General features: G+C 68.9%; 23 protein-coding genes and 1 pseudogene. 15 read left to right on the forward strand and 9 right to left on the reverse strand.

The features are described from left to right. Positions 1-283: 283 nt before the first annotated feature. The 4 genes from AB5J53_RS28120 (at position 284) to AB5J53_RS28135 (ending at position 5,929) form a co-directional block, all read left to right on the forward strand. Positions 284-3,250, forward strand: coding sequence for a BTAD domain-containing putative transcriptional regulator (locus AB5J53_RS28120; RefSeq protein WP_369248434.1), 2,967 nt, complete (start codon positions 284-286; stop codon positions 3,248-3,250). 97 nt (positions 3,251-3,347) lie between these two features. Further along, positions 3,348-4,169 (forward strand): A24 family peptidase, encoded by an 822-nt coding sequence (locus AB5J53_RS28125; RefSeq protein WP_369248435.1) that lies wholly within the window; start codon positions 3,348-3,350, stop codon positions 4,167-4,169. Positions 4,170-4,272: 103 nt separating this feature from the next. Beyond that, on the forward strand, positions 4,273-5,472 hold the full coding sequence (gene mqnC, locus AB5J53_RS28130) for a cyclic dehypoxanthinyl futalosine synthase (protein WP_369248436.1): 1,200 nt from the start codon (positions 4,273-4,275) through the stop codon (positions 5,470-5,472). Positions 5,473-5,479: 7 nt separating this feature from the next. Next, the gene (locus AB5J53_RS28135; RefSeq protein ID WP_369248437.1) at positions 5,480-5,929 is read left to right on the forward strand and encodes a hypothetical protein; all 450 of its coding nucleotides are present in this window, start codon (positions 5,480-5,482) and stop codon (positions 5,927-5,929) included. A 144-nt stretch (positions 5,930-6,073) separates the two neighbouring features. On the opposite strand, the gene AB5J53_RS28140 is transcribed toward AB5J53_RS28135, so the two are convergent. Then, complete coding sequence (locus AB5J53_RS28140; protein WP_369248438.1) at positions 6,074-7,105, reverse strand: chitinase; 1,032 nt, start codon at positions 7,103-7,105, stop codon at positions 6,074-6,076. A 307-nt stretch (positions 7,106-7,412) separates the two neighbouring features. Here AB5J53_RS28140 and AB5J53_RS28145 point away from each other — a divergent pair, with 307 nt between their 5' ends. From AB5J53_RS28145 to AB5J53_RS28160, 4 genes are all read left to right on the forward strand, one after another. Next, entirely contained in the window at positions 7,413-7,817 is a 405-nt protein-coding gene (locus AB5J53_RS28145; RefSeq protein WP_369248439.1) for a hypothetical protein, read from the forward strand. 46 nt (positions 7,818-7,863) lie between these two features. Then, a complete protein-coding gene (locus AB5J53_RS28150) occupies positions 7,864-10,221 on the forward strand; it encodes a bifunctional polysaccharide deacetylase/glycosyltransferase family 2 protein (RefSeq protein WP_369248440.1) in 2,358 nt (785 codons plus the stop codon). Next, a complete protein-coding gene (locus AB5J53_RS28155; protein WP_369248441.1) occupies positions 10,222-11,625 on the forward strand; it encodes an acyltransferase in 1,404 nt (467 codons plus the stop codon). 451 nt (positions 11,626-12,076) lie between these two features. Beyond that, the gene (locus tag AB5J53_RS28160; protein WP_369248442.1) at positions 12,077-12,682 is read left to right on the forward strand and encodes a dihydrofolate reductase family protein; all 606 of its coding nucleotides are present in this window, start codon (positions 12,077-12,079) and stop codon (positions 12,680-12,682) included. Between the two features lie 44 nt (positions 12,683-12,726). Here AB5J53_RS28160 and AB5J53_RS28165 read toward each other — a convergent pair. From AB5J53_RS28165 to AB5J53_RS28180, 4 genes and pseudogenes are all read right to left on the reverse strand, one after another. Then, positions 12,727-12,837: pseudogene (locus AB5J53_RS28165) on the reverse strand (IS5/IS1182 family transposase); the annotation flags it as partial. Between the two features lie 39 nt (positions 12,838-12,876). Continuing rightward, positions 12,877-13,242: a hypothetical protein gene (locus tag AB5J53_RS28170; protein WP_369248443.1), complete on the reverse strand. Its 366-nt coding sequence runs from the start codon at positions 13,240-13,242 to the stop codon at positions 12,877-12,879. Between the two features lie 364 nt (positions 13,243-13,606). After that, complete coding sequence (locus AB5J53_RS28175) at positions 13,607-13,756, reverse strand: hypothetical protein (RefSeq protein WP_369248444.1); 150 nt, start codon at positions 13,754-13,756, stop codon at positions 13,607-13,609. 11 nt (positions 13,757-13,767) lie between these two features. After that, positions 13,768-14,517 carry a hypothetical protein gene (locus AB5J53_RS28180; protein WP_369248445.1) on the reverse strand — a complete coding sequence of 250 codons (750 nt, stop codon included), beginning with the start codon at positions 14,515-14,517 and terminating at the stop codon, positions 13,768-13,770. 453 nt (positions 14,518-14,970) lie between these two features. Here AB5J53_RS28180 and AB5J53_RS28185 point away from each other — a divergent pair, with 453 nt between their 5' ends. Beyond that, a complete protein-coding gene (locus AB5J53_RS28185) occupies positions 14,971-15,663 on the forward strand; it encodes a demethylmenaquinone methyltransferase (RefSeq protein WP_369248446.1) in 693 nt (230 codons plus the stop codon). Positions 15,664-15,813: 150 nt separating this feature from the next. On the opposite strand, the gene AB5J53_RS28190 is transcribed toward AB5J53_RS28185, so the two are convergent. Together AB5J53_RS28190 and AB5J53_RS28195 are read right to left on the reverse strand one after the other, a co-directional pair. Further along, positions 15,814-16,146, reverse strand: a complete 333-nt coding sequence (locus AB5J53_RS28190; RefSeq protein WP_369248447.1) for a PASTA domain-containing protein — start codon at positions 16,144-16,146, stop codon at positions 15,814-15,816. Between the two features lie 81 nt (positions 16,147-16,227). After that, positions 16,228-16,734 carry a GNAT family N-acetyltransferase gene (locus AB5J53_RS28195; protein ID WP_369248448.1) on the reverse strand — a complete coding sequence of 169 codons (507 nt, stop codon included), beginning with the start codon at positions 16,732-16,734 and terminating at the stop codon, positions 16,228-16,230. Positions 16,735-16,832: 98 nt separating this feature from the next. Between AB5J53_RS28195 and AB5J53_RS28200 the strand changes: the two genes are divergently transcribed. Then, positions 16,833-18,128 (forward strand): geranylgeranyl reductase family protein, encoded by a 1,296-nt coding sequence (locus AB5J53_RS28200; RefSeq protein WP_369248449.1) that lies wholly within the window; start codon positions 16,833-16,835, stop codon positions 18,126-18,128. 9 nt (positions 18,129-18,137) lie between these two features. On the opposite strand, the gene def is transcribed toward AB5J53_RS28200, so the two are convergent. Continuing rightward, positions 18,138-18,764 (reverse strand): peptide deformylase, encoded by a 627-nt coding sequence (def, locus tag AB5J53_RS28205; protein ID WP_369248450.1) that lies wholly within the window; start codon positions 18,762-18,764, stop codon positions 18,138-18,140. A gap of 92 nt (positions 18,765-18,856) precedes the next feature. On the opposite strand from def, the gene AB5J53_RS28210 reads away from it, so the two are divergent. Further along, the gene (locus AB5J53_RS28210) at positions 18,857-20,665 is read left to right on the forward strand and encodes an FAD-dependent oxidoreductase (RefSeq protein WP_369248451.1); all 1,809 of its coding nucleotides are present in this window, start codon (positions 18,857-18,859) and stop codon (positions 20,663-20,665) included. 92 nt (positions 20,666-20,757) lie between these two features. Here the strand turns inward: AB5J53_RS28210 and AB5J53_RS28215 are convergent, their stop codons facing one another. Then, positions 20,758-21,585, reverse strand: a complete 828-nt coding sequence (locus AB5J53_RS28215) for a C40 family peptidase (RefSeq protein WP_369248452.1) — start codon at positions 21,583-21,585, stop codon at positions 20,758-20,760. 713 nt (positions 21,586-22,298) lie between these two features. On the opposite strand from AB5J53_RS28215, the gene AB5J53_RS28220 reads away from it, so the two are divergent. Genes AB5J53_RS28220 through AB5J53_RS28235 form a run of 4 tightly spaced genes read left to right on the forward strand, consistent with a single transcriptional unit; the run spans position 22,299 to position 25,322 of the window. Next, positions 22,299-22,658, forward strand: a complete 360-nt coding sequence (locus AB5J53_RS28220) for an NADH-quinone oxidoreductase subunit A (protein ID WP_007383963.1) — start codon at positions 22,299-22,301, stop codon at positions 22,656-22,658. Positions 22,659-22,672: 14 nt separating this feature from the next. Next, positions 22,673-23,227, forward strand: coding sequence for an NADH-quinone oxidoreductase subunit B family protein (locus AB5J53_RS28225; protein WP_056552623.1), 555 nt, complete (start codon positions 22,673-22,675; stop codon positions 23,225-23,227). Next, on the forward strand, positions 23,224-23,985 hold the full coding sequence (locus tag AB5J53_RS28230) for an NADH-quinone oxidoreductase subunit C (RefSeq protein ID WP_369248453.1): 762 nt from the start codon (positions 23,224-23,226) through the stop codon (positions 23,983-23,985). Before AB5J53_RS28225 ends, AB5J53_RS28230 begins: the two co-directional genes overlap by 4 nt. Next, positions 23,982-25,322 (forward strand): NADH-quinone oxidoreductase subunit D, encoded by a 1,341-nt coding sequence (locus AB5J53_RS28235; protein WP_369248454.1) that lies wholly within the window; start codon positions 23,982-23,984, stop codon positions 25,320-25,322. Before AB5J53_RS28230 ends, AB5J53_RS28235 begins: the two co-directional genes overlap by 4 nt.

Consider the following 25,322-nt stretch of genomic DNA (forward strand, 5'->3'; position numbering starts at 1 on the left):
AGAACGAAGCTACCAGCGGCGCGTAAAGGGGAGCGGGGCAGCAGAAGGGGATTGTGTGGGGACCGTGAGAACTGTGACATGACGGTTGCGAATGATGTGGAGGCTGGGCGTCATGGGGGATGGGGCCCGACGGGCAACTCGGGCTTACGGGGCGGGTGGTGAGGAATCGGATGGGCGCAGGTCGGCGTCCCCTGTCTGACCTTCGACTCTCTCCTTAAGATCTCGGTAGGCTCAGCACACTCCCAACTCCCACTCCCTCCACTCACGACCCAGGACACCCGCCATGGCGCGACGCACCACTTCCAGCTCGACGGGAAGCTCGCCGGGTCCGAGGAATCGGACGCCGCAGCCCCTGCCCCGGCGTCGTCGGACGTTCGGGGACTTCGTTAAGGCGTTCGGGGCGTTCGTCGCTCTGGTCGTGCTGTTGGTCGGGGTGCCGGGTGCGCTGGCCACGCAGATCGGGTGGCCGCTGCCGAGCGGGAAGCCGTCGCTGGACTGGCTGCAGCAGGAGATCACCGTCGACACGTTCATCAACGTGCTCACCGTGATCGTGTGGTTCGCCTGGGCCCAGTTCACCGCCTGCGTGCTCGTCGAGGTGAAGGCCGCGCTGTCGGGCGTGGGGCTGCCGAACCGGGTACCGGGCGCGGGGCCCAGCCAGTTGCTCGCGCGGCAGCTCGTCGCCGCGCTGCTTCTCGTGGGGGCCACCGCGGCCAGCTTCACTCCCGGGCTCTCGCAGCTCGGGCAGAACCTGGAGGGCAACCAGCGGGGGACCGTCGCCGTCGCCCAGCAGACCCCTGGCGGGCTGTTCGCCCAGCAGCAGGAGCAGGCCGCCGCCGACACGGCCGCCGCGATCGCCGAACAGGCCGCCCATGCGGCCTCGCACGCCGACAGCGGGAGCGGTCACGCCGCCAAGGAAGGCGACACCAAGTACTACCGGATCCAGCCGCCCGAGGGACGCCACCACGACTCGCTCTGGGAGATCGCCCAGCGGCATCTCGGCGACGGGCGCCGGTACAAGGAGATCTACCAGCTCAACAAGGACCGTACGCAGCCCGACGGGTCCAAGCTCTCCGAGGCCAGCCTGATCCGGCCCGGGTGGATCCTCGAAATGCCCGGCGACGCCCACGGCGGCGAGCTCGTCGAGATGCCCGACGAGGCGCCCAAGGTCTCGGAACAGGTCCAGCAGCAGATCCACGACTACGCCAAGACCGGGGATCACCAGCAGGGCGGAGGCAGCCAGCAGGGCGGCGGCTCCGGAGACCGGGACACCGCGCACATCCATGTGCCCCAGCAGCGGCCCAGCAGTGACCAGGGCGGCGGCGACCAACAGCACGAGCAGGCCGGTTCGCAGGAGAGCGGCTTCTCCTTCGGGCTTCCCGAAGCACTCGTCGGCGCGCCCCTCCTCGCCGCCGGCCTCCTCGGCGCCCTCGGCCGCCGGCGCCGTCAGGCGCTGTGGCAGTCGGCGCTCGGTGCCGTCGGCGGGCGGCGCGGCATGGAGCCGCCGATCCCGACCGGTTCCGCCGCGGACGCCCAGGACGCGCTGCTCGTGGGCGCCGACCCCGAGGGCGTACGCCTGCTCGACCTGTCGCTGCGCGGACTCGCGGCCGCTCTCGCGGCAGAGTCGCGCCCGCTGCCGACCGTCTACGCGGCCTGGCTCAGCGGCAACGGCGATCTGCATCTGCAGCTCGCCCAGCCCGCCGGGAAGCCGCCCGCGCCGTGGCAGCTCGGTCAGGACCAGACGTTCTGGATGCTGGCGCGGACGGACGCGGAACGGTACGAGGACGTCGACACCGCCGCGCCCTACCCCGGGCTGGTCAGCCTGGGCACCATGGACGACTCCAGGCTGCTCCTCAACCTCGAGTCCGTCCCCGGCATCGTCTCGCTCAGCGGCAGCGAGAGCGACCGCGCGGGCGTCTTCGCCTCCGTCGCCGCCGAGTTGGCGACCAATGGGTGGTCGGACCGCATGACGATCACGCTCGTCGGCTTCGGCCAGGACCTGACGCCGCTCGCGCCCAACAGGCTGCGCCACCTCGACGACGTCGAGGCGCTGGTGGAGACCATGGAGGCGGAGACGCGGCAGCGGCGCGGTGCGCTGGGGGCCGCCGGACACGACTCCGTGCTCACCGGCCGCACCGGGCCCGCCCAGCACACCCGTTGGGCCCCGCACCTCGTGCTGCTCGCCGCCGAGCCGTCCGCCGAGGATGCCGTCAAGCTCGCCGAACTCGCCGCCGACGCCAGCCGGTTGGGCATCGGCTACCTCGTCGGCACCGAGAGCGGCGATCTGCCGGGCGCCGCCTGGGAGATGGAGATCACCAGCCAGGGGAAGCTGCTCGCGCCGCTGCTTGGCCTCGAACTCGACGCGCAGCTCCTGCCGGTGGCGCAGCAGCGGGCCGTCGTCGAGCTGTTCGTCGAGGCGGACCCCGAGCGGGAGAGCACCAACTCCTCCGCGCCGCCGTTCCTCGTCGACATCAGCGAGCAGGGGCGTCCGGCGGTGTACGCGCGCCTCGTGGGCCCGTACGAGATCATCGGTCTGGAGACGCCCGACGGCGAGCGCAGCCCACTGCTGCACGAGGCGCTGGCGCTGCTGCTTCTGCACCGTGAGGGTGTGCACCCGCGGGTGCTGTCCTCCGCGCTGTGGCCGCGCGGTGTCACCGAAGACGTACGCGACGCGCTCGTCGAGCGGCTGCGCGGCTGGCTCGGCAACGACCCCGACGGCACGCCCCGCCTCGGCATCGACGCGGCCGGGCGGCTCACGCTCGCCAAGTCGGTCGTGTCCGACCTGGATGTGCTGCGCTCGCTGTACCACGAGGCGACGCAGGGCAAGGGCGTCAACAGCCGTGCGGTGCGGGGGCGGTTGCTCACGGACGCGCTCGTGCTCGTACGCGGGCCGCTGCTCGCCGACCGTCCGCAGGGGCGGTACGGGTGGCTCACGCACGAGATCATCGACGCCCAGCTTCCACTGCTCGTCGCGGACATCGGACTCGCGCTCTCCGCGTTCCATCTGGAGAAGGACCGGGCGGAGAAGGCGATCGAGGCGCTGAACGCGGCGTTGGGCTCCGCCCCCGGGGACGAGCGGCTCTGGAACGAGTTGCTTCGGGCGACGCATGCCACGGGGGACAGTGACCGGCTGAAGCGGCTTGCTGCGGACCTCGTTGCCCGCAGTGGGGCGCGTGGGTTGCCTCCGCGCACGGAGGCGCTGCTGGATGAGTTGCTGCCGACGTGGCGCAGTGGCGTGGCTGCCGTCGGGTGACGTGCCCCGGCCCTGGGGCTGGACCTCTTTTGAGCGGTAGCGGTGGCTGTCCGATGCCCGCTGGGTGGCGACAGGGCTCGAACGGCCTACGTAGGGTGTGCGCGTGGATCTCGATCTCTGGTTGACCGGTGTCGCCGCCCTGTGGGGCGCGGCGGCGGGGTCGCTGGTGCCGCGGGCCGCGTACCGGTTTTCCGTCGCGCCGGATGAGGCGTGGCGGGAACGGTGTCCCGAGGGGCATGTCATCGCCGGGGTCGCGGGCGGATGGCTCGGGCTTGCCCGGTGCGGCCGGTGCGCCGGCTCCGGTCGTGCGTCTCGTACGTCGGAGGCCGTGCACGGTGACGCGGGACATGTGGCCGCCGGTCGTGCACCCGCCTCGTACGGACCCAGTGCCCTCCTCGTCTCCCTCGCCACCGCTCTCGTCTGTGCCGGGCTCGGCCTCGCGACCGGTACGCGGCCGGAGCTCGCGGTGTGGCTGCTGCTCGCGCCGCTCGGTGTGCTGCTCGCGGTCGTGGACTTCAGAGTGCAGCGGCTGCCGGATGTGCTCACCCTGCCGCTCGCGGGTGCCGCGCTCGTGCTGCTCGGGGTGGTCGCGGCCGTGCCCGAGCACGCGGGGGAGTGGCTGACGGCGCTGTTCGGGGCGCTCGCGCTCGGGGGCGGGTACTTCGTCCTCTTCCTCGTCAATCCGAACGGCATGGGGTTCGGGGATGTGAAGCTGGCGCTGGGGCTCGGGGCCATGCTCGGCTGGTACGGGTGGAGCGTGGTGTTCCTGGGGACCTTCGCCGGGTTCCTGTTCGGCGGGCTGTACGGGATGGGGCTCGTCGTGGTGCGGCGCGCCGGGCGCAAGACATCGATCCCGTTCGGACCGTTCCTGATCGCAGGGGCGTACGTCGGGCTCCTGATCGGGGCGTACGCGGCCTGAGCAGGGCGGAATCGACGGCGTACGCGGCCTGACGTCGGGTGACCGAAGGGGCTGGCGTAGGCTGGTTCGGTCCGTCCACAACCCTTACGAAAGGGACGCCCCGGTGACCGAGAACGCCGACCTCCAGTCCGTCCTCGACCGTGCCGCCGAGGGTGGGCGGATCACCCCCGAAGAGGCGCTCGACCTCTACCGCGACGCCCCGCTGCACGCGCTGGGCGCCGCCGCCGACGCCGTACGCCGCCGCAGGTACGCCGGTACCGAGCACATCGCCACGTACATCATCGAGCGCAACATCAACTACACGAACGTGTGCGTCACGGCGTGCAAGTTCTGCGCCTTCTACGCGGCCCCGAAGGACACGGACAAGGGCTGGACACGCGACCTCGACGACATCCTGCGGCGGTGTGCCGAGACCGTCGAGCTCGGCGGTACGCAGATCATGTTCCAGGGCGGGCACCACCCGGACTACGGCGTCGAGTACTACGAGAAGCACTTCGCCGCGATCAAGAAGGAATTCCCGCAGCTGGTCATTCACTCCCTCGGCGCGTCCGAGGTCGAGCACATGGCCCGTATCTCCAAGGTGAGCGTGGAGGAGGCCATCCAGCGGATTCACGCGGCCGGCCTCGACTCCTTCGCCGGCGCCGGCGCCGAGCTGCTCCCCGAGCGGCCGCGCAAGGCGATCGCCCCGCTGAAGGAGAGCGGCGAGCGCTGGCTGGAGATCATGGAGACCGCGCACCGGCTGGGTGTGGAGTCGACGTCCACCATGCTCATGGGCACCGGCGAGACCAACGCCGAGCGCATCGAGCACCTGCGGATGATCCGCGACGTACAGGACCGGACGGGCGGCTTCCGCGCCTTCATCCCGTACACCTACCAGCCCGAGAACAACCACCTGAAGGGCCGTACGCAGGCCACGCTCTTCGAGTACCTGCGGATGATCGCCATCGCGCGGCTGTTCATGGACAACATCGCCCACATCCAGGGCTCCTGGCTCACCACCGGCAAGGAGGTCGGCCAGCTCTCCCTGCACTACGGCGCGGACGACCTCGGCTCGATCATGCTGGAGGAGAACGTCGTCTCCTCGGCCGGCGCCAAGCACCGCTCCAACCGCATGGAGATCATCGACCTGATCCGCAAGGCCGGACGCGTGCCCGCCCAGCGGACGACGACGTACGAGCACATCGTCGTGCACGACGACCCGGCGAACGACCCGGTCGACGAGCGGGTCATGTCCCACATCTCCTCGACCGCCATCGAGGGCGGCACGGCTCACCCCGAGCTGAAGCTGCTGGCGTCCAACTGACCCCAGAATGCTGACGATTCACGCCGCGGACGACCTGCGGTACGCCTGGGACGACTCCGAGCCGGTCAAGGACGGCGCCGTCGCTGTCGAGGGGGACCGAGTCGCGGGCATCGGGCCGCTGGACGAGCTACTGGAGCGTTTTCCGGGGGCGCGCGTACGGAGATGGCCCGGGGTCCTCGGGCCCGCCCGTGTCCACGACGGTGCCCTGCCCGAGGCACCGAGCCCCCGCGAACGCGTCCACGCCGTCCTGAAGTCGGGCGCCACCGCCGTACTGGCGGAGTACGCCGATACGGCTGAACTCCGCGCGGCGGCCGCCCGCAACGACGTCGCCGTCCTCGCGTGTATGCGAAGGGCCGCGATCGTCGCCGCGGGACGTGCCGACCTCGCGGTCTTCGACGCGGACGGGGCGTGCATCGCCACGGTGTGCGCGGGTCGCTTGGTGCACCGGCGCCGATAGGTACCGTCGGCCCGGTGTCGCTGCTCGGGGGTGGGCTGCGCAACTCGGCGCCTACGAGGTGCCGCCCTCTGCGGGACGGGCGCCGCCTGGGGGTCCCCCCACGCCGTCAAGGCAGTGGGGGAGGCACGATCGCCCACAGCTGGGTCAGCCGGCCAACGCCTCCGCGAACTCCCCCGAACTCTGAGTCACCCCACTGCAGTTGGTGGCCGCATCGTCTGACGCGGAGTCGTCGTCCTCGCACTGCTGGTCCCGGAACGTCGACCACATCGACACCCAAGCCACCCCCTTCTCCTCCGCGAACGCCCGTACCTGCGCCGCGTCCGAGAGCGTGAACGTCTCGCCCGAGACGTCCTGTTCGCCGATCATCGAGGTCAGTGCGAGCCCCTGCCAGGCGCCCGTGCTCGACAGCCCGAAGACGTCCCGCAGTTGATCGTGGGCCGCCTTGGCGGACGTCTCGGCGTAGTCGCCCATGTCGTCGGTGTACGAACTGCCGTAGTTCATCGTCATGATGTTGACGGTGGAGACCTTCACGGCGTTGTCGTTGGCGGACTCCAGGAGCGCCAGGCTGTCGTCGTCGAGGCCGGACGGCATCACCGGCAGCGTGAAGGAGACCTTCAGGTCGGTGCGCTCCTTCTGGAGCAGCGCGATCGCCTTGGAGCGCAGCGCGACCGAGTCGGAGTCGGTCAGCGCGTCGCCCTCGATGTCGAAGTCCGCCTGGGTCGAGCCGGCGGCGTCCAGCGCCGCCCCGTACGCCGCCGCGAGCGCCGTCGCGCTGTCGCAGACCTCGGCCAGCTCCTTGCCGGACGCGCCGCCGAAGGAGACGCGCACGTTTGCGCCGGACTCCTTGAGCGCCGAGATCCTGGTCCTCACGGCCGAGTTGCCGATGGCGTACGTCCCGTTCCACTTCGCCGTGCAGTCGCTGCCGTCGGAGATCACGAAGGCCAGGTTGTACGTCGTCGGCGACCCGGTGGAGTCGGTGTCGGACGCGGTGGTGGCGCTCACGTACGGGGCGTACGAGGTGGTGGACGAGGCCTCGCTCTCGGAGGGCGCCGCACTGGTCCGCCGGGTCTGCGCGGGTGCCGCGTCCGATGCGTCGTCACCGCCCGAGGAGCACCCCGCACAGGCCAGAGCCACCAGGCAGACGAGCCCGGCGGCCGGCTTCAGGAAACTCCTCATTGCACATGCACCCGCTCTCGTGATTTCTGTCTCAGGACGGAAACAAAATGCGATTCCGGAGTTCAAAGGTGGCACATCCGGTGGTGATTCATGAATACAGGGAGTGCATAGATGCTGCATAGGAAAGTGGGCTGAAGCAGGGTATATCGGGCGCGAGAATGGGGCATAAGGCCTATATCTACTGAGCCTGAGCTGCGCAGATGTTCATGGATTCTCTCAGGGAATGGACAGGTTGGGCCAAGTCTCATGGGTGCCTCACATGAGAACCAGAGAATTGGCCACATAAAGGCGGCCTAATATCCGGGGAATGCAATCCGAGTCAGCCATCGAAAACCGCGCCCAAGTGCGCGGCCGCCGCCGCAAACGCGGCAACGGGGCCGTCGACGGTCCCGTGTTCGTTGACAACTCTGGGCGCCGGGCCCGCCTGCTGCGCAGAATCGGCATGCTCGTCGGCGTCGTCTGCCTCGGCTACGCGGTCGTGCTCGGTATGGCCTTCATGGGCTGGGGCACCTCGCTGACGCCGTCCTCACTCTTCCCCTTCGGCGGCGGCCAGGCCGGCTCCGCTCCCGGCGGCGGGGGCAACCTGCAGCCGCAGGGCGGCGCCGCAGCCACCGGCACCCCGCCCACGAAGCCCACCGGTACTCCGCCCACGGGCGTCGCCACGGGCGAGCCCCCGTCCCCCGCCGCGTCCGCCTCCACCGACGCCAACTGACGGGGACGCACACACTCATGACACCGACTGGGACGCACCCACACCCATGACTTCGACCACGCCCTCGCGCGGCCGTCGGCGCGCCCCCTCCAAGATGGAGCGGGCGGCCGACAAGGCCGCGGCGCTGCAGAAACCGCGCGTGATCCTCGCCCTGCTGCTCCTGCTGGCGCTCGTCAGCGTGATGCTGCTCGACGGCTACCTGCGCTCCGAGATCGGCAACGACTCGCGCGTCCGCGACGGCGCGGCCTACGACAAGGTCCCCCAGAAGATCCTTGACGGCGGCCCCATCCTGACGTTCGACAACGGCACCGCGAAGACCGAGTCCGTGCCGGACAAGACCATCGTGCTCACCTTCGACGACGGGCCGACGGCGACCTGGACGCCCCAGGTCCTCAAGGTCCTCGAGGACAACGACGTCGAGGGCACGTTCTTCATGGTCGGCTCGATGGTCTCGCGCTACCCGAGCGTGGTGAAGGACCTGGTGGACCAGGGCAACGAGATCGGCATCCACACCTTCACGCACGTCGACCTCTCCTACCAGAGCACCGCACGGCTCCAGCGCGAGCTCAAGCAGACGCAGCTGGCGCTCGCGGGCGCCGCCGGGATCCAGACCACGCTGTTCCGCGCCCCGTACTCGTCGGAGATCAACGCCGTCGACAACTACAGCTGGCCGGTCTACAAGCAGATCGGCAACCTGGGCTACACCAGCGTCTTCGTCGACACCGACAGCGACGACTGGAAGAAGCCGGGCGTCTCGAAGATCGTCCAGTGGGCGACGCCGAAGAAGAACAAGGGCGCCATCGTCCTCCTGCACGACGCGGGCGGTGATCGCTCGGAGACGGTCAAGGCGCTCGGCACGTACATCAAGAAGATGAAGGCGAAGGGCTACACCTTCACCACGGTCAGCGGCGCGATGGCCAAGGCCAACAACCAAAGCCGGCAGCAGAACGCCCAGCAGGCCGGTGCCACCGGGCAGACCGACGGCGAGACTGCCGGGCAGGCCGCCGGTTCCGGACAGCAGCCCGGCGGTACGCAGCCGACCGGTCGGCCCCAGCAGGGGCGGGGCGCGGGCGCGGCCGGCACGGTCAGCGTCGAGCAGGCCGCCCACAGCAAGGCCACCGGCGCCACCCTCTACGAGGGCAAGGCCCTGATCTGGGCGGTCGCGGTCGCCGAGTGGGTCGTACCGGTGCTGTCCTACTTCCTGATCGTCGTCGGCGTCGCCGTGATGGGCCGGTTCGGGATGATGCTGATCCTCGCCCGACGCCACTACAGACAGCGCAACAGAAAACGCGGCAGGGGTGGGAAGTTCAGCTGGGGTCCGACGGTCACCCGGCCGGTGACGGTCATCGTGCCCGCGTACAACGAGAAGGAGTGCATCGCCAACACCCTGAAGTCGCTGGCGAAGAGCACCCATCCGATCGAGATCATCGTTGTCGACGACGGCTCCGAGGACAACACGTCCGAGATCGCCGAGTCGCTCGGCATGCCGAACGTCCGCGTCATCCGGCAGGAGAACGCGGGCAAGCCCGCTGCCCTCAACAACGGTGTGCGCAACGCCAGTCACGACATCGTCGTGATGATGGACGGCGACACCGTCTTCGAGCCCGACGCCGTGCACCAGCTCGTGCAGCCCTTCGCGGACCCGGAGATCGGCGCGGTCGCCGGCAACGCCAAGGTCGGCAACCGCAACACCATGATCGGCGCCTGGCAGCACATCGAGTATGTGATGGGCTTCAACCTCGACCGCCGCATGTACGACCTGCTGCGCTGCATGCCCACCATTCCGGGCGCGATCGGCGCGTTCCGCCGGGACGCGGTGCTTGAGGTCGGCGGCATGAGCGAGGACACGCTCGCCGAGGACACGGACATCACCATCGCCATGCACCGCGCGGGCTGGCGGGTCGTCTACCAGGAGCACGCCAAGGCCTGGACAGAGGCGCCGGGCTCCCTGAAGCAGCTGTGGTCGCAGCGCTACCGCTGGTCGTACGGCACCATGCAGGCGCTGTGGAAGCACCGCAAGTCCCTGACGGACAAGGGTCCTTCGGGCCGCTTCGGCCGCGTGGGCATGCCCCTGGTCGTGCTCTTCCAGATCGTCACGCCGGTCTTCGCGCCGCTCATCGACGTGTTCACCGTCTACTCGATGATCTTCGTGGACTTCAAGGCGGCCCTGCTCGCCTGGCTGGCCGTCCTCGCAATCCAACTCGTCTGCGCGGCCTACGCGTTCCGACTCGACCGGGAGAAGTACCGATACCTCGCGATGCTGCCGCTGCAGCAACTCGCGTACCGCCAGATGATGTACCTGGTTCTGATCCACTCCTGCGTCACGGCCCTGACCGGCGGCCGCCTCCGCTGGCAGAAGCTCAAGCGCACGGGTGAGGTCGGAACTCCGGCAGGAGTGAGCTAGATGAGCTGGGGCTCGGAACAACCGGGGCAACAGGGGCAGCAGGGCTACGGCTACGGATACGGGCAACAGCCCGACCCGTACGGCTACGGGCAGCAGCCCCAGCAGTACGCCCAGGGATACCCCCAGTACGAGCAGCAGACGTACGCCGACTACGGGCAGGGGTACGCCGGCGAGACCGCGCCCCTGCCGACGGTGGAGCCGGAAGCTGCTACCACTGTGGGCAATCGTCCCGCAGGGCGATGGGGGTCCCCCCGCTCGAGCGAAGCCGAGAGTGGGGGAGGGTGGGCACAGCCAGCAGCGCCGGACGCCCTGGAACCCGACCCCGGCACCGACGGCGGTGAGTCAGTGCCCCCCGCGCCGAAGGCGAAGGGGGGCGGCCGCGACCGCTACTTCGACACGCTGCGCGCCATCGCGCTGATCCGCGTCGTGGCGTACCACACCTTCGGCTGGGCCTGGGCCGGCATGGTCTTCCCCTCCATGGGCGTGATGTTCGCGCTCGCCGGCTCGCTGATGGCCAAGTCCCTGGAGCGCCCCGCGTTCAAGGTGGTCAAGAGCCGGATGCGGCGACTGCTGCCGCCCTTCTGGTTCTGGGGATTCTTCGTCGTGCTGGCGATGCTCGTCCACGACTGGATGCCGGGCTGGCAGATCGTCTTCTGGATCGTCCCGGTCGGCGACCCGCCGGGCAACCAGTGGGGCATCCAGGCCTGGGAGATCCTCTGGTACCTGCGGACGTACCTCTGGTTCGTCCTGCTGTCCCCGCTGCTCCTCAAGGTCTTCCGCAAGGCCCCGATTCCGGTCCTGCTCCTCTCCCTCGTCCCGATCGTGGTCTTCCAGTACGGCTGGCAGCCGCCGTACAACCGCTTCGGCAGCGGCCTCACGGACCTGGCCACCTTCCTGTTCTGCTGGCTGGTCGGCTTCGCGCACCGCGAGGGCGTGCTGCAGCGGCTGAAGCCGGCCGTGGTGATCCTGGCGTCGGGAGCCCTGCTGGCGTACGGCGGCTGGTACGCCTTCGGGCACCAGGCGGAGTTCGGCACCTACGACCTGGACGAGGTGCCGCTCGCCCAGACCTTCTGGTCGGCGGGCTTCGTGACGCTGCTGATGTTCTTCAAGGCGTACTACAACGTCGACGTCGCCTGGCTCGCCCGCTTCAAGCGGCTCGACCGGATCGTGACGATCTTCAACGGGCGGGCGGTGACGATCTACCTCTGGCACGAGATCGCGCTGGTGCTCGCGGTCCCGCTGATCGACCAGTTCTGGAAGGTGCCCGCCTTCGAGAAGTGGCTGCCGCTGGAGAGCCAGTGGTTCATGTTCGGCATCGGCTGGGTGCTGATCTGGGTCGCGATCCCGCTCGTGGGGTGGGTCGAGGACGTGGCCGCGAAGAAGAAGCCGAAGCTACTTCCCTGAGGGGGTTCCGAGGGGGCCCGGAGGGGGGTGCGTGAGACGGGCGTACGGGCCGGGTGCTGGAGAGACGCGGGCGATCACGACGGGTTGGGTATCTGACCTGCAAGTTTCCCGTCTGCGTGTCCCCTTCGGCATCCAACATCGCCGCGTATTTGCCGGTAGGGGCCGTTCCGGGCACGTGCAACGCCCTAGGTGTGCTGACCGGAGAGGTTGGTGACGCGGCCGGCTGGGGTGTGGCACGCACATCTGCGGCGTTGTCATCGGTTGCCTGCTCCGCGTTGACGCCCCCTCCGCCTTGCGGCTGCACGCACCAGACTCCGCTCGGGTCGGCCAAGAGGTACCGCACCTCACGGCCGGGCTGATCCAAACGACGGCCCTGGTGCTGCGCCGCGGAAGTTCCGCCGATGAGTTTTCGGCGGTTGTGCGGTCTACCCGTCGACGAAGGGAGCGCACCATGCGCGAGATCATCGTTTGCACGTTTCTGACGCTGGACGGCGTCATGCAGGCGCCGGGCGGTCCGGACGAGGACGCCGAGAGCGGCTTCGAGCACGGCGGCTGGCAGAAACCGGTGGCCGACGACGAGGTCGGCGCGGCCATCGCCGGTTGGTACGAGCACTCCGACGCGATGCTGCTCGGCCGTAAGACGTACGAGATCTTCGCGTCGTACTGGCCGACCGCCGATCCCGACAACCCGTTCACCAATCGGATGAACAGCATGCACAAGTACGTGGCGTCTCGGACCCTGACGTCCGTCGAGTGGCAGAACTCCACGCTGCTGGAGGGCGACATCGTCGATGCCGTACGCAAGCTGAAGGCGTCCGACGGCGGCAACATCAACGTCGTCGGCAGTGGCGACCTCGCCCAGACCCTCATGCGGCACGGCCTCGTCGACGAGTACCGGCTGACCATCCATCCGGTGATCATCGGCACCGGCAAGCGGCTGTTCGCCGACGGAGCGATCCCCACTGCGCTGGAGCCGGTCAGCGTCTCGACGACGAAGGGCGGCACCATCGTCGGCGTCTACCGGCCGAACGGTAAGCCCAGCTACGACAGCTACTAGGCGGTTCGTTTGGATCACCGAGCAGGCCAGAGAAAGATGCCCGCGACGTGGAGTCCGGCCAGGTGGACGGTCGCGGTCTTCTCGTAACGGGGGGCGATGCCGCGCCATCGTTTCAGGCGGTTGATGCACCGCTCGACGGTGTTGCGCTGCTTGTAGGCCGCCCGACCGAACTCCTCAAGCGGGTGTCGCTGGGGTCACCGGGGGATCAGCTGCCCTGCTTCGGTGAGGACGAGCGTGAGGCGACCCAGCCACTCGCCGTCGTCTGGGTACTCCCAGTTGTCAGCATCTGCCAGCAAGGCGGGAAGGTCATGTCGCGGGATGGAAGGACCGGGCTGGAGTCCAGGCTTGTCATCCGGAGCGGTCCAGGGAACGAGCCGGGAGACTTCAATCCAGCCTCTGTCGATGAGCGGCAGAAGGATTGCGGTCAGCTCGGTGGGCTCGGCGGATGCCAACGCTTCTTCCAGGTCTCCCCGAACACCGGGCAGGATGTCGATCTCCGTCGCATTGATCATGAATGCGTGCTCGGCTGACGACAGCTCGTCTGTTGCGGGATAGCTCACCGGGAGATCATCCCAGCTCCGCCAGGTCGTGGGGCGGCTACAGCGCAGGATCTCGGGCCGTCGCTGGGCTGCCTGAGGGTGGCCGATGGTGACGGGCGACGACAGCGGCCGACCGCTAACGCACAGGTCATGCGGTCGGCCGCCGGAGAAGGGGGTCACTGCGAGCCAGGCTCGTCATGTCCTGCGGCAGCTGATGGTCAGCGATGGTCTGCACATCTGTGCCGCTGCGGCACATCTGTGCCTCTGCGCTATCGATCATCGTCGTCTGGCGGCTCATGCACAGGTTGGAGCGCGCCGCTGCGACAGCGCCCGCTGAGCCATGCGGCCAGCCCGGCCGCGACAGTCACCAAGAACCGGTCTGGGCTCAGTCGGGCGTGCCTGACTCTCCGACGCCCCGGCTTCTCCAGTGCGCGAGGTTGTTGCGGGTGGTGAGGGTGTCGAGTGGTCGGGACTCGGCACAGGCCCGGGCCAGATCGGCGAGCGCGGTGGCGGGCCACTTCGAGTCGGCCGGCACAGCCCGGCCGTTCAGCCGGGACTGCCGGAGGGTGCCTGATCCTGCGGGTCGCCGGGCGGTACGGCGTCGTGCGGCGGGAGCGGGGTTGTCGAATCCGCCTGCGGGGCCGGGATCCGTGCCCGCGCCCGCAGTCTGCGCCGGTGGCCGGTGCGGTCGGCGCGGCCCTTGTAGCCCTTGGGCTGCCATTTGTTGCCGTGCCAGAGGTCGGGCGGAACCCAGCGGGAGCAAGCCTGTTCGGCGTCCGTGGTGACGTTGGCCATCCGGGTCAGCTCGACGCGGTAGCGCAGTCTCGGGAGACCGTCGGCGGGCGGGTCACCGTCCCGTACATATCGCCACAGCAGGGGGTGATCGAGGTCGAAGTCCCCGCGGGGGAAGAGCTCGAGCGTCGCGGTGCCGTAGTCGACGGCTGCGTCACCGGTGGAGTAGATGCACACACCGGCCAGCGACTCCCAGGTCAGCAGCGTGTCCCCTTTGGAGCTGAACCACCACCACCCCGTGGCATCGAAGACGAATCTGTCGTCGCGCTCGGCCACTGTCACTACCGGTAGCACCAGGCCGACAAGCGCATACGGACTGACGACAGCGCCGAGAATCCACGAAGCCACGTTGCTGTCCACCAGCGCCGCGCCCGTCAGTCCGGCAGCGGCAACCACGAGAAGGTATGCGGTGGTGATCAGGCCGGGTCGGACGTCCCGCTGCCCGTACCGTACGGCGGTCGCATCGTTGGACGGCCGCGCTGGCAAGCTCCCCCCGGCGCTCATGGTCACCACTGTACGGAGAGCCGCTGCGGAATGCCCGGAATCCGCACCCCAGGGGGATGGCAAAACCCGGCCGCATTCCGTCACCGGTCGGCCGCAACACTTGGGTGGCGCCGTCCAGCGCCCTTGGAGCCAGATCAACTCCGTACCTCGGTGGTACCCGAGCAGCTCCGTGGTGGGGCCCGAACAAGTGCTTGTGAACACTGAGCGGTTCCGGAAACTTCGCCACGTATTTGCCGCAGCCACTCGCAGAAACCCGGTGACAGCCGGACGGCGCCGGACCCTCCCCACGGTTTACGGGGGAGGGTCCGGCGCTTTTCCAGGTACGCAGAAACAGGCTCCGACCAGCACATAGGCGTGCCTGAAGGTAGGGCTCCGAATGAGTGCCCTCGGTAGTGCCCGAATCTGCGGCCGGGTGCTGGAGAGTCGCCCGGTCCGTACTGCCACAATGGGTTCGTGACCCGCGCATCCCTGGACAAGCAGCCGCACGAAGTCGCCTCGATGTTCGACGACGTGGCGGAACGGTACGACCTGACGAACGACGTGCTGTCGCTGGGCCAGGCCCGGCTGTGGCGCAGGGAGGTCGCGAAGGCGGTCGACGCGCGGCCCGCGCAGAAGATCCTGGACCTGGCGGCCGGTACGGCGACCTCGTCCCTCCCCTTCGCCCGCACCGGCGCGTACGTCGTGCCCTGCGACTTCTCCCTCGGCATGCTGCGGGTCGGCAAGAAGAACCACCCCTGGCTGCCCCTGACCGCGGGCGACGCGACGAAGCTGCCCTTCAAGGACGACACCTTCGACGCGGTCACGATCTCCTTCGGACTGCGCAATGTGCAGGACACCGACGCCGCGCTGAGCGAGCTGTACCGGGTGACCAAGCCCGGCGGCCGCGTCGTGATCTGCGAGTTCTCGCACCCCACCTGGGCGCCGTTCCGCACGGTGTACACCGAGTACCTGATGCGCGCGCTGCCGCCGGTCGCCCGCGCGGTCTCCTCCAACCCCGAGGCGTACGTCTATCTCGCCGAGTCCATCCGCGCCTGGCCGAACCAGCCCGAGCTGGCCGAGCGGCTGCGCAAGGCGGGCTGGTCGAAGGTGGCCTGGCGCAACCTGACGGGCGGGGTCGTCGCCCTGCACCGGGGCTTCAAGGCCTGAGGCCTCAAGCCGTGAAGCGCCTCAAGCCCTGAGGCGCTTCGGGCCGTGTGGCGCTTCAAGCCCTAAGGCGCTTCGGGCCGTGTGGCGCCTCAAGTCCTGAGGCGCTTCAAGGCCTGACCCGGGCACCTGCGCACCCGGCACCGGCACTGATCACCTGAGGACCTCGAACGGGTCGCCCGGCTCGTCGAGTTCGCGGCGCATCCCGCCGGACGGCGGCCGCGGCAGCCGTGGCTCGCGCACCCCCGCGCCGCCCTCGGTGTCACCGAGGTCGAACCACACCGTGACCACGGCACCGCGCGGGACCTCGGCGCCGGGCGGCGGATATTGGCGTACGACGTAGTCGACGACCGTGAGATGGAAGTCGGGCCGGTCGGGCGCGACGAGCAGCACCCCTCGGGCCTCGGCCGTCTCGCGCGCGTCCACAGCCATCAGGCCGATGAGCCGCGGTACGCGCACTTCGGGTGTCTCGGGTGTTATGCGCACAGACGTCACCCCCAGCGGTACCGGAAGGGTAAGCCGCGCCCGGGCCATTCCGGAAGCCGTAGGGTGGCTCGCCGGGAGCCGTCAGAGGGCCAGCCGGTAGCAGTGCGCGGGCTGCTTCAGCTCCGGGTGGGGGAAGCGCTCGGCCAGTTCCATGCCGAGGCGCCGGGTCACGGCGATGGACCGCTCGTTGTCGGCTCTGACCATGGCGACGACATGGGAGACGCCCGCCGCGCGCACCCTCTCCAGGGTGGCGAGCCCGGCCGCCGTCGCGTACCCCTTGCCCCAGTGTGCCCGCCCGAGCCGCCAGCCGATCTCGATCTCGCCCGTGGGGCCCCATTCCCGCGGCCACGGCTGCGCGCCGGTGAAACCGAGTACCTCGCCCTCGGAGTCGACCATCGTCCACAGACAGAACCCGAGCTCCGCGTCGTGCCGCCGCTGCCGCGCGGTGAGCTCCTCGTAGACGGACAGTTCGGCCGCCCGGCCGCCGTGGAACTCCATGACCTCCGGGTCCGCGAAGACCCGGTGCCAGGCGAAGGCGTCCTCGTCGGTGGGGACTCGGAGCTGTACGTCGGGGAGCGCTCGGTTCACGGGGCAGCCCTTCAACGAGGTGATCAGTACCGCTGCATAGACTGCCCATGTCCAGTGCCCGTCGGCACGTTGATTTCGCATCTTGGGGAGAACCCGCCGTGACCGAGCCCCAGCCCCTCTCCGAAAACACCGCCGATGTCATCGTCGTCGGGGCCGGGCCAGCCGGTTCCACCACCGCGTACTACCTGGCGAAGGCGGGGCTGGACGTCCTGCTCCTCGAGAAGACCGCGTTCCCGCGCGAGAAGGTCTGCGGTGACGGGCTGACCCCGCGCGCCACCAAGCAGCTCGTCTCGATGGGCATCGACATCTCGGAGGAGGCCGGCTGGCTGCGGAACAAGGGCCTCCGCATCATTGGCGGCGGCGTCCGCCTCCAGCTGGACTGGCCGGATCTCGCCTCCTTCCCCGACTACGGCCTCGTACGCAAGCGGGACGACTTCGACGAGCAGCTGGCGCGGCAGGCGCAGAAGGCGGGCGCGCGGCTGTACGAGCGCTGCAACGTCGGCGCCCCGATCATCGACGACCGCACCGGCCGCATCACCGGCGTCCACGCCAAGCTCGGGGACACCGGCGAGAAGCGCGAGGTCACCTTCCACGCGCCGCTGGTCGTCGCGGCCGACGGCAACTCCACCCGGCTCTCGCTGGCGATGGGCCTGCACCGCCGCGAGGACCGTCCGATGGGCGTCGCGGTCCGTACGTACTTCACCTCCCCGCGTCACGAGGACGACTACCTGGAGTCCTGGCTGGAGCTGTGGGACCGCCGGGGCCCCGAGGACCGTCTGCTGCCCGGCTACGGCTGGATCTTCGGCATGGGCGACGGCACCTCGAATGTCGGCCTCGGTGTGCTCAACACCTCCGACTCGTTCAAGGAGCTGGACTGGCGCGAGGTCCTGAAGGCGTGGTGCGCGTCCATGCCGGAGGACTGGGGTTACACCCCCGAGAACATGACCGGCCCGATCCGCGGCGCCGCCCTCCCCATGGCCTTCAACCGCCAACCGCACTACACGAAGGGGCTGTTGCTGGTCGGCGACGCCGGCGGCCTGGTGAACCCCTTCAACGGCGAGGGCATCGCCTACGCCATGGAATCCGGCCAGATCGCCGCCGACGTCATCGTCCAGGCCCACGCGCGCGCCACCCAGGGCCAGCGCGAACTGGCCCTGCAGCGCTACCCGCGCGTCCTCAAGGACACCTACGGCGGCTACTACACCCTCGGCCGCGCCTTCGTGAAGCTCATCGGCAACCCGAAGGTCATGAAGATCGCCACCCAGCGCGGCCTGACCCACCCCATGCTGATGAAGTTCACGCTGAAGATGCTCGCCAACCTGACGGACCCGACGGGCGGCGACGCGATGGACCGCATCATCAACGGCCTGTCGAAGGTGGCTCCGAAGGCGTAGCTCCCGGGACTACCGGGCGAGTTCGGCTTCCTTGACGGCGCGGCGGGCGAGCACCCGCTCGCGCCGGTCGGCCACCTGCCGCAGGGCGTCCTTCCGCTCCCGCTTGGAGAGACGATCCAGATAGACGTGCCCGTTGACGTGGTCGGTCTCGTGCTGGAGGCAGCGGGCGAAGTACCCCGTCCCCTCGATGACCACGGCGTTCCCGTCCTGGTCGACGCCGCGTACGACGGCGCGATCGGGGCGGGGTACGTCCATCACGGCGCCCGGTACGGACAGGCACCCCTCGCCCTCGTCGAGGAGGCGACGGCCGGTCGGATCGAGCTGATCGAGGACCGGGTTGGCGATGTGGCCGACGTGCCGGACGCCGTCGTCGTCCGGGCAGTCGTACACGAACAGTCGCAGGTCGACGCCCACTTGATTCGCCGCGAGCCCGGCTCCGTCGGCGACGTACATCGTCAGGAACATGTCGTCGATGAGCGCGGCGAGGTCGGGACCGAACTCGGTCACGTCCCGGCACGCCTTGTGCAACACCTCTTCCCCCACCTCGGTGATCCGTCGCACCGATCCGCGAGCGGCCTCCGGCGTCAACCGGGGGTAGGACGTGACGGGCTTTCCCTGGACGAACACACGTGGCATGGCTGGTTCTCCTTCGGGTGGTGTGTGGATGCTGTGGGTGGCCTGGCGGCGGCCTTCCGGCCTCCGGCGCCGCTCCCTACCCTCCCGTACTCATGACAACAGAACACTCGGAACAGTCCCAGGAGCACATCGGACACTCACGCAGACGCTTCCTGGCCGGTACCGGAGGCGCCCTCGGCGCCGTCGCCTTATGGCCCGGAAGCGCGAGCGCCGCCTCCGGCAAGCGCGTCGCCGTCCTCGGCGGCGGCGTCTCCGGCCTCAGCGCGGCCCATGAGCTCGCGGAGCGGGGCTACGCGGTGACCGTCTACGAGTACTACGACGTCCTCGGCGGCAAGGCCCGCTCGATGGACGTCCCCGGAACGGCAGGCGGCGGCCGCAAGCCGCTCCCCGGCGAGCACGGCTTCCGCTTCTTCCCCGGTTTCTACCGGAACCTCCCGGACGTGATGCGCCGGATCCCCTTCCCCGGCAACGCGAACGGCGTCCACGACAACCTCCGCGGCGGCACCGAGGCCCTCTTCGCCCGCACGGGCGGCCGGCCCGATCTGCACTTCCCGCTGCGGCGGGTGACGACTCCGCCCGCGCCCGGCGACATCACCCCGTCGTGGATCCGCGACCAGCTCCTGTCCGTCCTCGACCTGGGCACCCGGCTGCCCGCCCACGAGGCCGCGTACTTCGCCGACCGCCTCCTCGTCCACCTCACCAGCTGCGACGCGCGCCGTGAGGACCAGTGGGAGAAGACCTCCTGGTGGGACTTCATCCGCGCCGAGAAGATGAGCGAGGAGTACCGGACACTCCTCGGCATCGGCCAGACCCGCAACCTCGTCGCCACCCGCGCCGAGGTCGCCTCCACGCGCACCGTCGGCCGCGTCATCATCGAGGCGCTGCTGTTGTGGGGCCTGCTCGGCCGCGGCATGGACGGCGACGCCGACATCGACCGCGTCCTCAACGCCCCGACGAGTGAGGCGTGGATCGCCCCCTGGGAGACGTATCTGCGCTCGCGGGGCGTCGAATTCGTCCTGCGCACGCAGGTGCGAGAGGTCCTGTACGCGGGCGGGCGCGTCACCGGCGTACGCGTCTCGGCCCCCGACGGGAGCCAGGAACGTACGGTCATCGCCGACCACTACGTCTCGGCGATGCCGGTGGAGCACGCGCGCGGGACCTGGGGCCCGGCCCTGCGCGCCGCCGACCCGCAGCTCGCCAAGTGCGATGCCCTGAAGACGGACTGGATGGTGGGCATCCAGTTCTATCTGCGCACGCCGACGCCCGTGGTGCACGGGCACATCAACTGCCTCGACTCACCCTGGTCGGTGACGGGCATCGGACAGGCCCAATTCTGGGACGTACGCGACTTTTCGGCCGACTACGGAGACGGCGGCGCCCACGACTGCCTCTCGGCGATCGTCTCGGAGTGGGACAAGCCGGGGATCCTGTACGGCAAGACGGCCCGTGAGTGCACCAAGGAGGAGATCGTCGCCGAGACCTGGGCGCAGCTCAAGGACGGCCTCAACGACTCCGGGAAGACGACTCTCACGGACGCCGACCGGCTCGGCTGGTTCATGGACCCGGCGGTGACGGGGCTCGGCGGCCCGGATCCGCAGAACCGAGAGCCACTCCTCATCCACCCGACGGGAACCCTCTACAGCCGCCCGTCCGCCCGCACGGCGGTGCCGAACTTCTTCCTCGCGGGCGACTACGTACGCACCGACGTGGACCTGGCCACCATGGAAGGCGCCAACGAGTCCGCACGCCGGGCCGTCAACGCACTCCTGGACGCGGACAATTCGGGCGCCGAGCGTTGTGAGATCTGGGAGCTGTACCGCCCGCCCGAGATGGAACCCCTCAAGCGCGTGGACGAACTCCGCTACAAGCTGGGCCTGCCCAACACATTCGACCTCGGTTAGGGCCGGTTCGAGTCAGGGCAATTCACCCAGGACGGGCCGAAAGGGCCACCGCCCCCGAGGCGGCGGCCCTCAGGCCGTGTGGTTCGTGCGTCTTAGAGGACCCGCACCGCACCCGTCGCCGGGTAGCCCGAAAGGTCCTGAATCACCACACCCTTGGAGGGGTTGGCGGCGTCCAGGTACTGCCCGTTACCGATGTAGACACCCACGTGGTACGCCGAACCGGCCGAACCCCAGTACAGGATGTCGCCGACCTGGATGTTGGACAGCGAGACCGGCGTACCGCTCGTCGACTGGTCCTGCGAGACGCGCGGCAGGTCGACGCCGACCTGCTTGAACGCGGCCTGCACGAGACCGGAGCAGTCCCAGGCGTTGGGCCCGGTGCCACCCATGACGTAGGCATCGCCGACCTGCGCCTTGAGGAAGGCGATGACGGTAGCGACACTGCCGCTGGCCGGGGCGGAGACGTTCGAGCTCGTGGAGGCGGACAGGGTGGTCCGCTCCGAGGAGCGCGAGGCGGCCTGGGCGGCGGCGGCCTTGCGGGCGGCCTCGGCCTTCTTCTTGGCCTCCGCCTTCTTCTTGGCCTCGGCCAGGTCGGCCTTGGCCTGCTTGGCGGCCTTGGCGGCGGCCGCGTCACGCTCCGCCTGCAGCTCGTAGTTGGCCGCGGCCTGCTGTGTGGCGTCCGCCGACTGCGCGACCTGGGTGGCCAGGTCGGCCGTCAGGGTGGGCAGTTCGAGAGTCTGCGTCGTGGACTCGGCAGCGTTCGCCGAACCCGACGCACCGGCCACTGCCAGGGTGCTGAGAACGCCACCGGCAACTCCGGCGCGCATCGCGAGCGACGACGCGTTGCGACGGGGCTTCCGGTGGCTTCGTATGTGAGCGGTGTGGGACATGGGTACAAGCGGTACCAGGGGCTCCTCCATACCTTCAAGAAACGTGTGGTGCGCCACAGTTGTTCAATCCGCGGCCGAATTCAGCTCGCGTCACTCTTTATTGACGCCGTAACGGGCATTGCGGACACGGTCCATCAAGCCCGTGATCAAGGGCTTTCTGCATTACGTCCGAATTGCCTGCCGCCTACCACTGGTTTGAACGGATGGCCAAGCCCGGCTTATCTGACCCATAGGGAGATGTGGTGCAGGTCACGGAACGGTCACCGCGACGGTGGCGTCACGCGCGTGAGTCCCCACCCCCTCCGTTCGTGAACGCGTGCACGCGTCCACACCCGTCCCCGCGCCTCCCTCTGAAGTGTGAATGCGCCCCTCTATCAAGGCCCCGCGTCCATCGCCAATTTGCATGCAAAGGAAGCCTCTTGATATGGAGACGCCGCCCGGGACCTGCGGTGACGAGCGGAAATGTCACCTCTGGTGATCGACCGGACGCTTCGCGTATGAAGATCACTGCTCATCCGACTTCATGATCGTTCGTCAGGTGGTGGAGATCACAAAGCTTGTGCAATACCCCGTGTCGCAGATCACAGACCGCCGGGCATAAGATGCGAGGCAGTTGGGCTTGTGACCTGCTTCACATGTTCGCGATCTTCGCCGGGACGCACGGGGCTCGTGGGACACGTGGGCGGAAGTGCTCGCCCGACGCAACCGCCAGCAGTCAGTGCCGACTGAGAGGAGCGAGGAGCGTGAACGCGTATGCGCCGATCCTCGTACTGGGAGCCCTCGGGGCAGGCTTTGCGATCTTCTCCGTGGTCATGGCCACGCTGATCGGTCCGAAGCGGTACAACCGCGCCAAGCTCGAAGCCTACGAGTGCGGTATCGAGCCGACCCCCACGCCGGCCGGCGGCGGGCGCTTCCCCATTAAGTACTACCTGACGGCGATGCTCTTCATCGTCTTCGACATCGAGATCGTCTTCCTCTACCCCTGGGCCGTCACCTTCGACGCCCTGGGTGTTTTCGGGCTCGTGGAGATGTTGCTCTTCGTGCTCACCGTCTTCGTCGCGTACGCGTACGTATGGCGGCGCGGCGGCCTGGAATGGGACTGAGGGGCCTTTAAGACATGGGACTCGAAGAAAAACTGCCGAGCGGATTCCTGCTGACCACCGTCGAGCAGGCCGCGGGCTGGGTGCGCAAGGCGTCCGTCTTCCCCGCCACGTTCGGACTCGCCTGCTGCGCCATCGAGATGATGACGACCGGCGCCGGGCGCTACGACCTGGCGCGCTTCGGTATGGAGGTCTTCCGCGGATCACCGCGCCAGGCGGACCTGATGATCGTGGCCGGCCGGGTCAGCCAGAAGATGGCCCCGGTGCTGCGGCAGGTCTATGACCAGATGCCCAACCCCAAGTGGGTGATCTCCATGGGGGTTTGCGCCTCATCGGGCGGGATGTTCAACAACTACGCCATTGTGCAGGGTGTCGACCATATCGTCCCGGTCGACATCTATTTGCCCGGCTGTCCGCCGCGGCCCGAGATGCTGTTGGACGCGATTCTCAAGCTCCACCAGAAGATCCAGACCTCCAAGCTCGGCGTGAACGCCGAGGAGGCGGCCCGCGAGGCGGAGGAAGCGGCGCTCAAGGCGCTCCCCACCATCGAGATGAAGGGCCTGCTGCGGTGAGCGACGCGAACGGTAACGGGGCGAACACGCCGGGCGACGGCGTCAACCCCGAGAAGGACCTGGGCGCCCAGAACCTCCCCGGCCAGCGCGGCGAGGGCGGAGAGGAGATCCGCGTCCAGCGCGGCATGTTCGGTGCCAACAACGGCGGCGACACCACCGGCTACGGCGGCCTGGTCCGCTCCATCCGGCTGCCCGGCCCGGCCGCCCGCCCCTACGGCGGCTGGTTCGACGAGGTCGCCGACGAGCTGGAAGGCGCCCTTGAGGAACAGGGACTCGTCCCCGAGCACGCCATCGAGAAGACGGTCGTCGACCGCGACGAGATCACCTTCCACATCGAACGCGAGTACCTGGTCCGCGTCGCCCAGACTCTGCGCGACGACCCGGCGCTCCGCTTCGAGTTGTGCACCGGCGTGAGCGGGGTGCACTACCCCAGCGACAAGGGCCGCGAGCTGCACGCCGTGTACCACCTGCGCTCGATCACCCACAACCGGCTGATCCGCCTGGAGGTCAGCGCCCCCGACGCCGACCCGCACGTTCCCTCGCTCGTCTCCGTCTATCCGACGAACGACTGGCACGAGCGCGAGACGTACGACTTCTTCGGGCTGATCTTCGACGGTCACCCGGCGCTGACGCGGATCATGATGCCGGACGACTGGCAGGGCTTCCCGCAGCGCAAGGACTACCCCCTCGGCGGCATCCCCGTCGAGTACAAGGGCGCCCAGATCCCGGCTCCGGACCAGCGGAGGTCGTACTCATGAGCACGCAGACCCCTTCTTCTGCAGCATCCGCTGCGGCCCGGGAGACGACCGAGGGCACCGTATATACGGTCACCGGTGGCGACTGGGACGAGATCGCCCAGTCCGCGGCGAAGTCCGACGACGAGCGCATCATCGTCAACATGGGGCCGCAGCACCCCTCCACGCACGGTGTACTCCGGCTCATCCTGGAGATCGACGGCGAGACGGTCACCGAGGCCCGCTGCGGCATCGGCTACCTCCACACCGGCATCGAGAAGAACCTCGAGTTCCGCACGTGGACCCAGGGCACCACGTTCGTGACGCGCATGGACTACCTGACGCCGTTCTTCAACGAGACGGCGTACTGCCTCGCGGTCGAGAAACTTCTCGGCATCACGGACCAGATCCCCGACCGGGCGACGATCATCCGCGTGCTCCTGATGGAGCTGAACCGGCTCTCCTCCCACCTGGTGTGCATCGCCACCGGCGGCATGGAGCTGGGCGCCACGACGATCATGATCTATGGCTTCCGTGATCGTGAACTCATTCTCGACATCTACGAGCTGATCACCGGTCTGCGGATGAACCACGCGTACATCCGCCCCGGCGGACTCGCCCAGGACCTGCCCCCAGGTGCGGTGGACCAGATCCGCGAGTTCGTGAAGAAGATGAAGAAGAACCTTCCCGAGTACGACAAGCTCGCCACCGGGAACCCCATCTTCAAGGCCCGTATGCAGGACGTCGGCTATCTGGACCTGGCCGGCTGCATGGCCCTCGGCGCCACCGGCCCGATCGTGCGCTCTGCCGGTCTGCCGCACGACCTGCGCAAGACCCAGCCGTACTGCGGCTACGAGACGTACGACTTCGACGTCCCGACCGCCGACACCTGCGACTCCTACGGGCGCTTCCTGATCCGCCTGGAGGAGATGCGCCAGTCGCTGCGGATCGTCGAGCAGTGCCTGGACCGGCTGCAGCCCGGCCCGGTCATGGTCGCCGACAAGAAGATCGCCTGGCCGGCCCAGCTCGCGCTCGGCCCCGACGGTCTCGGTAACTCCCTCGACCACATCAAGAAGATCATGGGCACCTCCATGGAGGCCCTGATCCACCACTTCAAGCTGGTGACCGAGGGCTTCCGCGTCCCGCCGGGACAGGCGTACGCGGCGGTCGAGTCGCCCAAGGGCGAGCTCGGGGTGCACGCCGTGTCCGACGGAGGCACCCGCCCCTACCGGGTCCACTTCCGCGACCCGTCCTTCACCAACCTGCAGGCCATGGCGGCGATGTGCGAGGGCGGCCAGGTCGCCGACGTCATCGTCGCCGTCGCGTCCATCGACCCCGTGATGGGAGGCGTCGACCGGTGA

The sequence above is a fragment of the Streptomyces sp. R41 genome (assembly GCF_041053055.1).
Classification (GTDB): Bacteria; Actinomycetota; Actinomycetes; order Streptomycetales; family Streptomycetaceae; genus Streptomyces.